We start from the raw sequence: 8,870 nt of genomic DNA on the forward strand, positions 1-8,870 counted from the left end.
AAAAGTGGCGTATTATAGCAATATTTGCCAATTTTAGCAAATTAGCCATATAATTGCTCTCGTATTTCAATTAAGGTTTTTATTGCCAAATAATGCTCAGGAATTTCTGGTAAATCGCTTTGGTCAAATGCTAATTCCACGTCTTTTATTAACTCATCTGCCTTTTGTAATAAGTCATCATAATCAAATTGCCCTGATTTAATTGCCAAAAGCTCATCACGATTATCACGCTTGACAATCACTTTGCCTAATTTGGCAATATCTAAGGCGGTATATAACAGCCGAAAGGTGTGCATGATATTTTTGGCGTCATAGCCTTTGCCGTGATTGGCGGTGGATTCATAACGTTCATGATTGCGTTTTTCTACCCATTCCCAATACTCTTTATAATCTTGGCAATATTTGCTATACCCCATTTGATTAAATGACAAATAAGCAATGGGCGATATGTCTTTGGGAATGGAGCTTAATAATACATCTTGGCTATCATCATGAATAATCCCCCGATAATCGCCAACAAACATCGCATACATATGGCTGGCGTGGGGCATTTTGGATAAGCCGATTTGCGATTGGGTAAGATTATTTTTATTTAACCAGTTTATCAAATCCACGCTTTTTTGATTGTCAAATACCACACAAAATTCCAATAGGCTCTTTTTGTCTTTACTCATCGGATTGACGATTTTTTTATTTAAGCCACGAGATTTTTTAATTTGGCTAAGGGCAAATCCTGCAAAGGTTTTTTGGCATAATTTTGAAATAAACCAATCAGGATTAAGTTTATCCATAATGAGGTGTTTGTATAATATCTTATCGCTTGGCGTGGCAAGCAGTTCCATGATGTTAGGATTATTTTGTAATAATAAATCCACAAACCGTTCTAGCTCATAATAGACCGCGTCATTGGTTTGGTTGCTCACCTGTGGTACATAATCATCGTGCAAACCATAATAATAAGGCTTGGGCAGATAAAACACGCCTTTAATGTCAATATCCGATGACGGTGTGTCTAATCCGTAGGCACGACTGCCTGAGATACATTCTAATAAAATCAGATTATTGGCTTTTAGGTAATCAATGGTTATCATGGGGATTCTCGTTGGTTTTATGTGATTTTTAATATAGAGGGCAAATTGCAATTTTCCCTCTACAAATGTATTTCAATCTGTCAATTTTTTAAATGTAGACTTGATAAATTTATTTAAAAACAATTTTTCTAAACAACTCATTTAATACACCAGCATCGCCTTTTTGTTTTTTATCAAAATTTAAATTCTGGGTTATTTGCCAAAGATGTTGGGTGAATATTTTCATGGATAGGGGCAGTTGATACAAATATTTTTCATCATGCGATTGTTTTAAATGGATAATATGATTTAATTCATCAATATCATCAGGATTTAATAAGCCAAACATTTCATTCATGCATACAGGGGGCATGGTTTGATGTTCTTTTATCCATAGGCTTGCAAGTAACGCACGAATCAGATAGCACCATTTTTTAAGTTTTATGGGGCGTGATATGTCTAGCTCGCCATTTGCCTTTTTTGCCATGCCTTGATAATGATGATAAACTGCTTGGGGATTAAAAAAGTCTGATTGGATATGTTTAATATCTTTGATAAATTCATCATCGCTGTGATAAATAATGGGCGAATTTAACCATTCAAAAATCACGGCATTGGATTTATGAATATGTATCAAAGTCTTTTTAATATCCCAACCGCCAATATCAAATGGCACATCAAATAACTCATGATTGATAAATTCAAAAGTGTCTTTGTCATCATAAATCTGCAAATACCAATCAGGCGTATGATGATAAATGAGCCGTACATCAAAATCACTATCAAAACTGGCAAAACCCCACGCCCGACTACCGCTCTCTATGGCGTGTAACGGCTTAATGGCGTGGACGTGGCAAGTGGCGTGTAGGGTGTGAGTGATTTGGTTGTAGTGGTCGGTGCAGGTCATGTTTTACCCCAAAAAAAATAGGTATCATTAACAAAATTATCCCAAAAATCCATTTGCCAAATATGTCAAAAACAGGTAATATGCCTTTTATTTTTATTAATAGGAAAAGTTATGAGCGACATCGCCCCCGAATTTCGCATTACCTTATCAGGTCAAATTACCCCTGCTGACGTGGCAGAGCTTGCTCGCATGGGCGTAAAAACCGTGATAAACAACCGCCCAGACTTTGAGGAAAAAGGACAGCCAACCTCTGCCGAGATTGAACAGGCATGCCAAGCTCACGGCATCGCCTATAAACAAATCGCCTTTGCAGGTGGTATGATGGACATGAACCACGTCCAAGCCTTTGCTGATTTTTTTAATGAAACCGAACGCCCATTGCATATCTTTTGCCGTACAGGCAACCGCTCAAATAACCTTTTGACGGTGGCACGAGAAAAAGACTTACTTGATGAAGAGTGATTGATGTTTATAAAAAGCAACTGTTTGGGTTGCTTTTTTATCGCCAAAAATCTACCAGATAACAATTTTTCTCAAAACCACTTGACAAACCGTCCACGATAGATTATATTCGCATGCAAATGAATACAAAATGATACAGGTGTCTGCATGCCAAATACGCCAAGTAATAGCCGAGTGCCGATAAGTGTCCGCATTAGCCAAGAAGACGCTGATTTTATTGCCAGTTTACAGATACAAGGGGCGAATACACCATCCGACAAAATCCGTGAACTACTAAGCCAAGCACGCACCTTGCATACCCAAGGGCAAGATTATGAAACCAGTCTATCGCTTGCCGAACAACAGCTTTACACCGCTCGCCATGAGATTTTGGCACTTGAAAAGGAGCTAGGTGTACATTCGCACATTGTGGCGAGAATTTTTGAGATTTTGCCTGATTTGGTGGCAACCATGATGGCGGATTACCCCAAAACGTGCGACAAATCCGCCCTTATCAATTTTGAAAAACAGGCGATGTGGCGAGTGGTTCGCCTGATGGACAGCGTGTTACAGCTTGCCATTACGGGCAAAGGGGCGGGCTATGATGACAGCGTGCTGGACGAGCTGGATAATACGTTACAGTTGGCAAATTTGATTTATCAAAACAAACCAAAAAATGATTAAAACTGAAAAATTTGACCTTGATACACATTTTATAACCATTTATAGAAATTCTAATGAGAAAATTATTAGAAGTGTGATTACTGATTTAAATGGCATTGTTTTGCAAGATGAATTATGCGAATATGATACATCGGGCAATAAAATTTGCGACTGTGTTTATGATAATTCACAAACATTGGTGGCGTATCGTGAATATTATTCCGAGCAAGATTATTTTGGTTATCGTGATTATAAACTTATCAATGGTAAATTTGAACTTTTATTAAGCACAAAACAAGAGTAGCTTATTGCGGATAAAAAACACAAATTTACTTGGTATGATAATCAAGGTCAATTTATATGTTATGATTTATTTGAATATGATGACGATATTGGCGACATGATTTGGCAATTTTGTTATGATAAAGATGATAACATGATTAAGCCAAAATATTTGGAGTAATATTGTGATTATTATTTAAAATTTATTTAATTCTCAAATTAAAAGGAGTAGTTATGAGCGAAACCCTATCCTACCGTGTCGGTCGCCTAGTCAGTGGCGGATTTCATGCCATGCTAGACAAAGCCGAAGACCTAGCCCCCATGCTTGCCTTTAACGAAAACTTGCGTGAGCTTGACAAAGCCATTGATGAAGTGCGTGGCGAGCTTGGCAAAGTTGTTGCCCAAAAGCACCTAGCCAGCAAAAAATTAAATGACGAAAACACCCGCCATGAGAGCCTAAACGACAGTATCATGACGGCGGTCAATGTGGGGCGAGACGATTTAGCACAGGTAGGTATTGCCGAGCAAATGGACATTGAGGCACGCATTCCTGTGCTTGAAAACACCATTGCCGAATGCAATGATAAAGAAAAAGAATTGGAAGGATTTATTATTGCCCTGCAAGCCAAACGCCGTGAGATAAGCCTAGCCATTGAGCAATATCAGCAGACCGTAGCGACAAGCGGTGCAAATGGGCAGACGGTTGGTGCAAGCAGTCTTGATAAAATCGCCCAACGAGCCGACAAAGCATCCAATGCTTTTGACCGCACCATGAGCCGTCAAACAGGCATGGCACATAATACAAATGGCAATGGCAACGCCCAAAGTCTAAAAGAGCTTGAAGAGCTTACCAGAAATAACCGCATTGCTGAACGGCTCGCACAATTAAAAATGAAATAGGGTTTGTTTTTTTAAATGAATATTTGTTGGGGTAAATTTATATTGCCTTATGGTAAATTTAATCATTGGGCGAATATAATTCTTTCCTACACCTAAATTTTAAAATCAATGTTTATTTAAATCCAAACCTGTTTTTATTTAACTATTTTTTATTTAATCATTCCATTAAAAATTGCCAATAAATTTTATAAGGATAATCATGCTTGATTTAATTTTTGCACCCCAAAACTTTATATTCGGTGTGGCAATTACGCTGATGTTTTTGTTATTTATCCTGGAAATTGTGGCATTGATGATTGGTGGGGCAAATGATTGGGTGGATGGCTTATTACCCGATGAATTAAATGCCCACGCCGAAGTCGGTGTAGATGTGGCGGACGCTGGTATTGCCGTGCGGTTTTTAAGCTGGCTATATGTGGGCAAAGTGCCCGTGTTAATGCTCCTTGTGTTATTTTTGGCGATTTTTGGGTTATTAGGATTTTTTATTCAGGGCATATTGTTTAATCTGGCAGGGTTTTATTTACCAAGCCTGATTGCAATTATTGTGGTTTGGGTGTTGTCATTGCCCACATTAAGAGTTTTTGCCAAAGGCTTATATAAAATACTACCCAAAGATGAAACTACCGCCATTAATCAAAGCGAGCTTGTGGGGCGAATTGGCACGGTTGTCATAGGCAAGGCAACAAAAGACACCCCCGCCCAAATCAAAGTTAAAGACACGCACGGGCAAACGCATTATATAATGGCTTATGCCGATGACGAAGATTTAATACAGGGCGAAACGGTGTTACTGGTCTTACAAAAAGAAATGTATTTTGTGGCAATTAAAAATATGAATGGAGTTTTGGTGGATTGACAGTTGTTGTGTGGCTTGTTAGAATGTAATTACAATTTTGTCATTATAATTTTATTATTATAATTTTGTAATTACAAAAATAGGAGTAAAATCAATGATTTTTGAATGGGACGACAACAAAAATCGGACAAACAAGCAAAAGCACGGTGTCAGCTTTGAGAGTGCAAGCCGTATTTTTCTTGACCCATTTTTGATTGTTACAGAAGACACAAGTTCTGATGAAGTGCGGTGGCTTGGTGTGGGTAGTGTAGATGGCGTGGTGATTTTACTCGTTGTACACACCCATACTGATACAGACGGTACAGAAATCATTCGCATTATCTCAGCACGCAAACTTAGCAGAGGAGAAATAGAACGCTATGGCTATTGTTAGAAAAACCTTAGACGATATCAAACACACACCCATTGATAAAGATGAATTGGCACAACTGCAATCAATGAGCGATGATAGCATTAACTACGATGATATTCCGCCATTAACTGACGTTCAAATTGCCAATTTGCGTTTGTACAAGCCCATTAAGCAACAAATCACATTAAGGCTTGACAGCGACATTGTGGCGTGGCTTAAAAAAGACGGCAAGGGTTATCAAACTCGTGCTAATCAATTATTAAGACAGTTAATGTTGAAAGAATTAACCACATAAGGAACCCCTATGAACCTAATCTCAATTCTTATTACCGCAGGGGTTATTTTAACCGCCCTATTTGTGCTTGGCTTGATTTTGACTCGCCTATATCGCCGTGCCAGCAAGGAAGTGTCCTTTGTGCGAACGGGTTTTGGCGGCGAAAAAGTGATTGTAAACGGCGGTGCGATTGTCCTGCCTGTCTTGCACGAGGTGATTCCTGTCAATATGAACACGCTACGCCTTGAAGTACGCCGTGCGTCCGAGCAGGCTCTCATCACCAAAGACCGCATGCGTGTGGACGTAACCGCCGAGTTTTATGTACGTGTCAAACCAACCGCCGAATCCATTGCCACAGCTGCCCAGACGCTGGGTATGAAAACCATGTCGCCACAGGATTTAAAGGACTTGGTAGAGGGTAAATTTGTGGATAGTCTGCGTGCCGTTGCCGCTGAAATGGCAATGGAAGAGCTACACGAAAAGCGGGTGGATTTTGTGCAAAAAGTTCAGCAGGTCGTGTCAGAAGATTTATTTAAAAACGGCTTGGAGCTTGAAACAGTGTCCTTGACAGGGCTTGACCAGACGGGATTTGAGTATTTTAACCCCCAAAACGCCTTTGATGCGGAGGGTTTGACACGCCTGACCGAGACCATTGAGATTCGCCGTAAAAAGCGAAACGACATTGAGCAAGACACCGATTTGGCGATTAAAACCAAAAACTTAGAAGCTGAACGTACTCGCCTACAAATCTTGCGTGAAGAAGAATACGCCAAGCTAGAACAAGAGCGTGAGATTGAGATTCGTAAAGCCGAGCAAGAGCGTGAGATTGCCGTTCGCCGTGCCGAGCAAACGGCTGAGACTGCCAGTCAAGAGGCGAGCAAACAGCGTGAAGCCGAAGAAGCCCAAATTGCCGCCAAGCGTGAAGTGGATTTGAAAAAAATCCTAGCCGAGCGAGACATTGAAAACGAAAAAATCCAAAAAGAGCAACGCATTGAGCAAGCCGAAGTAGAACGTAAAAAGGCGATTGAGCTTGCCGAGCAAGACCGTGCCATTGCCGTTGCCGAAAAATCCCGTGCCGAGAGTGAAGCCAAAGCCCAAGCCGACAAGGCACGAGCAGCAGCAGTCAAAGAAGAAGAAAGCGTGATTACCGTGCGTGAGACCGAGCGAGCCGAGCGAGCCAAGGCGGTGGAGCTTATCTCAGCGACCGAGCTTGCCCAAAAAGATGCGATTGCCATTACGGTTGCCGCCGAAGCTCAAAAACAAGCGTCCCTAGACCAAGCCGAAGCGGTGCGTATCAGTGCCGAAGCCGAAGCGGAGAAATTACGCCTGCAAGCCAAAGGGGAGGCGGAGGCTCAAATTCTGCTTGCCGAAGCCAAAGAGCGTCAATATCAGGTGGATGCTGACGGAACAAAAGCGGTCAATGAAGCGTCTAACGTGCTGTCAAGTGAGCAGATTGAAATGCAAATTCGCCTTGCCCTGCTCAAACACTTGCCCGAGATTATCCGTGAAAGTGTCAAACCCATGGAGAACATTGATGACATTAAGATTTTGCAAGTGGGTGGTTTGGGCGGTTTTGGGGTAAGTGGCGAGACGGTTGATACCACAGCAAATGCCAGCCTTGCCGACCAAATGGTCAATTCTGCCCTGCGGTATCGTAGCCAAGCCCCGCTTGTGGACAATCTACTAAAAGAGATTGGGCTAAATGGGGCGGATATTAACGGGCTGACAAACGGACTCGATAAAGGCGTGAATAAAGACTAACTTAAAATGGCAAAACCCACAATGGTAAGTGTGGGTTTTTCATTTGACGCACAATTTTATCAATAATACGCCTTGCAATTTTCCATAAATAACTACGAATGCGTGGCTTGATATAATACTGAATCATACGTTTTAATTCACGTTTGATAAAATTATCTCTATTTGACATGATATTTCTCCTTTGGTTAATAAGGATATCATTGATTTGTCATTCGTTGCAAATTTCTAATATCATCGGGGCTTAGTTTTAATTCACTTTCACTACTTGGCGTGGATTCAATAACCGTTTCAGGAACAAAGCGAATTTGTAATTTAATCGTGCGATTTTTAAAGGTATCATCAGCGATTTTTTGAATGGCTTTTTCTAATTCATAAACTTGAGCTTGGCTTGGTGGCTCGGTACCTTGAATGACCGCTCGCAAGACATGCACTTTTTGTTCTTTGTTAATGCTTGATGACACCAAATAATTGGCTTGGTGCTCTATACTTTTTTCAATTAAAGCATTGCTTTGGCGTTCAAAATTTTGTTCATTTAAAGTATGGCTAAAATTAAATGACAAATACCCACCAATCACCACCAACGCCATTAACACGGCAAAATTTCTTTTTAAAAATTGCCCAAGTTGCCCCAATTTGCCCACGTCATCATCATTGAGCGTTCTGCGAAAACCAAACAGCCACAATACCAACGCATTGGTAAATTGAATGGCAAGCATGTTGGTAATGGCAAGCAACAACGCCCCCATTGCCAACGAAAAATGCCCTGCCGACAGCAAAATCCCGCTTGCCGTCAAAGGCGGAACAAGGGCTGTCGCCACCGCCACGCCAACCACCGCCACCGATAGGTTGGGCGAGACCATGGCATATGCCCCTGCTGTACCGCCTGCCAATGCCACCACCAAATCCATGGTCGTGGGCGATGTGCGTGCCAAAATCTCGCCCGTCATCACATGGTCAGGGTACAAAAAGCCCAGCACCATGCCAATGGCAAAAATCAGCAAAATCCCACCGATTAAGGTTTGGAGCGAAGTTTTGAGCAAGGATAGCCGTGCATCAATCACCGCCAACGCCATACTGGTAATGGGCGAGAGCATCATCGCCACAAGCATCGCCCCGATGACCACCGCAGGCGAGTTGGCAAGCAGTCCATAGCCTGCAATTACCGCCGATAAGCCATTCATAATAAAGAACATTTTGGTCGGTAATGCCCCTGCTTCTATGCTGATTCGCACGTTTTTGTGATTGATGGTTTTTTCGCCATGCTTTTTGGCGATAAGCGTACGAACAATATCGGCTTGCTGTTGTTCGATTTTGTCTAATTCTTTTTCGGTTTTTGAACTATTGTTTTTGGCTCTGGTCTAAAA

12 protein-coding genes are annotated in these 8,870 nt (G+C 41.3%); 8 read left to right on the forward strand and 4 right to left on the reverse strand.

Annotated elements, in window-relative coordinates; genetic code table 11:
* Window positions 1-41: 41 nt before the first annotated feature.
* Both B0182_RS02645 and B0182_RS02650 read right to left on the reverse strand, forming a co-directional pair.
* A complete protein-coding gene (locus B0182_RS02645) occupies window positions 42-1,091 on the reverse strand; it encodes a DNA polymerase beta superfamily protein (RefSeq protein WP_078273466.1) in 1,050 nt (349 codons plus the stop codon).
* Between the two features lie 109 nt (window positions 1,092-1,200).
* Complete coding sequence (locus B0182_RS02650; protein WP_078273467.1) at window positions 1,201-1,977, reverse strand: nucleotidyltransferase domain-containing protein; 777 nt, start codon at window positions 1,975-1,977, stop codon at window positions 1,201-1,203.
* 111 nt (window positions 1,978-2,088) lie between these two features.
* On the opposite strand from B0182_RS02650, the gene B0182_RS02655 reads away from it, so the two are divergent.
* The 8 genes from B0182_RS02655 (at window position 2,089) to B0182_RS02690 (ending at window position 7,506) form a co-directional block, all read left to right on the forward strand.
* Window positions 2,089-2,439 (forward strand): protein tyrosine phosphatase family protein, encoded by a 351-nt coding sequence (locus B0182_RS02655; protein WP_078273468.1) that lies wholly within the window; start codon window positions 2,089-2,091, stop codon window positions 2,437-2,439.
* A 147-nt stretch (window positions 2,440-2,586) separates the two neighbouring features.
* Window positions 2,587-3,102, forward strand: coding sequence for a hypothetical protein (locus tag B0182_RS02660; RefSeq protein WP_078273469.1), 516 nt, complete (start codon window positions 2,587-2,589; stop codon window positions 3,100-3,102).
* On the forward strand, window positions 3,095-3,385 hold the full coding sequence (locus tag B0182_RS02665) for a hypothetical protein (RefSeq protein WP_078273470.1): 291 nt from the start codon (window positions 3,095-3,097) through the stop codon (window positions 3,383-3,385). Before B0182_RS02660 ends, B0182_RS02665 begins: the two co-directional genes overlap by 8 nt.
* A 212-nt stretch (window positions 3,386-3,597) precedes the next feature.
* Window positions 3,598-4,263 carry a PspA/IM30 family protein gene (locus B0182_RS02670; RefSeq protein ID WP_078273471.1) on the forward strand — a complete coding sequence of 222 codons (666 nt, stop codon included), beginning with the start codon at window positions 3,598-3,600 and terminating at the stop codon, window positions 4,261-4,263.
* 199 nt (window positions 4,264-4,462) lie between these two features.
* On the forward strand, window positions 4,463-5,119 hold the full coding sequence (locus tag B0182_RS02675) for a YqiJ family protein (RefSeq protein ID WP_078273472.1): 657 nt from the start codon (window positions 4,463-4,465) through the stop codon (window positions 5,117-5,119).
* Window positions 5,120-5,213: 94 nt separating this feature from the next.
* Window positions 5,214-5,492 (forward strand): BrnT family toxin, encoded by a 279-nt coding sequence (locus B0182_RS02680; protein WP_029102268.1) that lies wholly within the window; start codon window positions 5,214-5,216, stop codon window positions 5,490-5,492.
* On the forward strand, window positions 5,479-5,766 hold the full coding sequence (locus B0182_RS02685; protein WP_078273473.1) for a BrnA antitoxin family protein: 288 nt from the start codon (window positions 5,479-5,481) through the stop codon (window positions 5,764-5,766). Before B0182_RS02680 ends, B0182_RS02685 begins: the two co-directional genes overlap by 14 nt.
* Before the next feature lie 9 nt (window positions 5,767-5,775).
* On the forward strand, window positions 5,776-7,506 hold the full coding sequence (locus B0182_RS02690) for a flotillin domain-containing protein (protein ID WP_078273474.1): 1,731 nt from the start codon (window positions 5,776-5,778) through the stop codon (window positions 7,504-7,506).
* 1 nt (window position 7,507) lies between these two features.
* On the opposite strand, the gene B0182_RS14185 is transcribed toward B0182_RS02690, so the two are convergent.
* The gene (locus B0182_RS14185; RefSeq protein ID WP_158079604.1) at window positions 7,508-7,675 is read right to left on the reverse strand and encodes a hypothetical protein; all 168 of its coding nucleotides are present in this window, start codon (window positions 7,673-7,675) and stop codon (window positions 7,508-7,510) included.
* 28 nt (window positions 7,676-7,703) lie between these two features.
* Complete coding sequence (locus B0182_RS02695) at window positions 7,704-8,738, reverse strand: DUF389 domain-containing protein (protein WP_143821647.1); 1,035 nt, start codon at window positions 8,736-8,738, stop codon at window positions 7,704-7,706.
* Window positions 8,739-8,870 lie beyond the last annotated feature (132 nt).

The sequence above is a fragment of the Moraxella bovis genome (assembly GCF_002014975.1).
Classification (GTDB): domain Bacteria; phylum Pseudomonadota; class Gammaproteobacteria; order Pseudomonadales; family Moraxellaceae; genus Moraxella; species Moraxella bovis.

Bases quoted from the DNA above. Each gene is read 5' to 3' on its own strand.
- B0182_RS02665 (WP_078273470.1), top strand. From the start codon at position 3,095: ATGATTAAAACTGAAAAATTTGACCTTGATACACATTTTATAACCATT.
- B0182_RS02675 (WP_078273472.1), top strand. From the start codon at position 4,463: ATGCTTGATTTAATTTTTGCACCCCAAAACTTTATATTCGGTGTGGCA.
- B0182_RS02670 (WP_078273471.1), top strand. From the start codon at position 3,598: ATGAGCGAAACCCTATCCTACCGTGTCGGTCGCCTAGTCAGTGGCGGA.
- B0182_RS02660 (WP_078273469.1), top strand. From the start codon at position 2,587: ATGCCAAATACGCCAAGTAATAGCCGAGTGCCGATAAGTGTCCGCATT.
- B0182_RS02655 (WP_078273468.1), top strand. From the start codon at position 2,089: ATGAGCGACATCGCCCCCGAATTTCGCATTACCTTATCAGGTCAAATT.
- B0182_RS02645 (WP_078273466.1), bottom strand. From the start codon at position 1,091: ATGATAACCATTGATTACCTAAAAGCCAATAATCTGATTTTATTAGAA.
- B0182_RS02690 (WP_078273474.1), top strand. From the start codon at position 5,776: ATGAACCTAATCTCAATTCTTATTACCGCAGGGGTTATTTTAACCGCC.
- B0182_RS14185 (WP_158079604.1), bottom strand. From the start codon at position 7,675: ATGTCAAATAGAGATAATTTTATCAAACGTGAATTAAAACGTATGATT.
- B0182_RS02680 (WP_029102268.1), top strand. From the start codon at position 5,214: ATGATTTTTGAATGGGACGACAACAAAAATCGGACAAACAAGCAAAAG.
- B0182_RS02685 (WP_078273473.1), top strand. From the start codon at position 5,479: ATGGCTATTGTTAGAAAAACCTTAGACGATATCAAACACACACCCATT.
- B0182_RS02650 (WP_078273467.1), bottom strand. From the start codon at position 1,977: ATGACCTGCACCGACCACTACAACCAAATCACTCACACCCTACACGCC.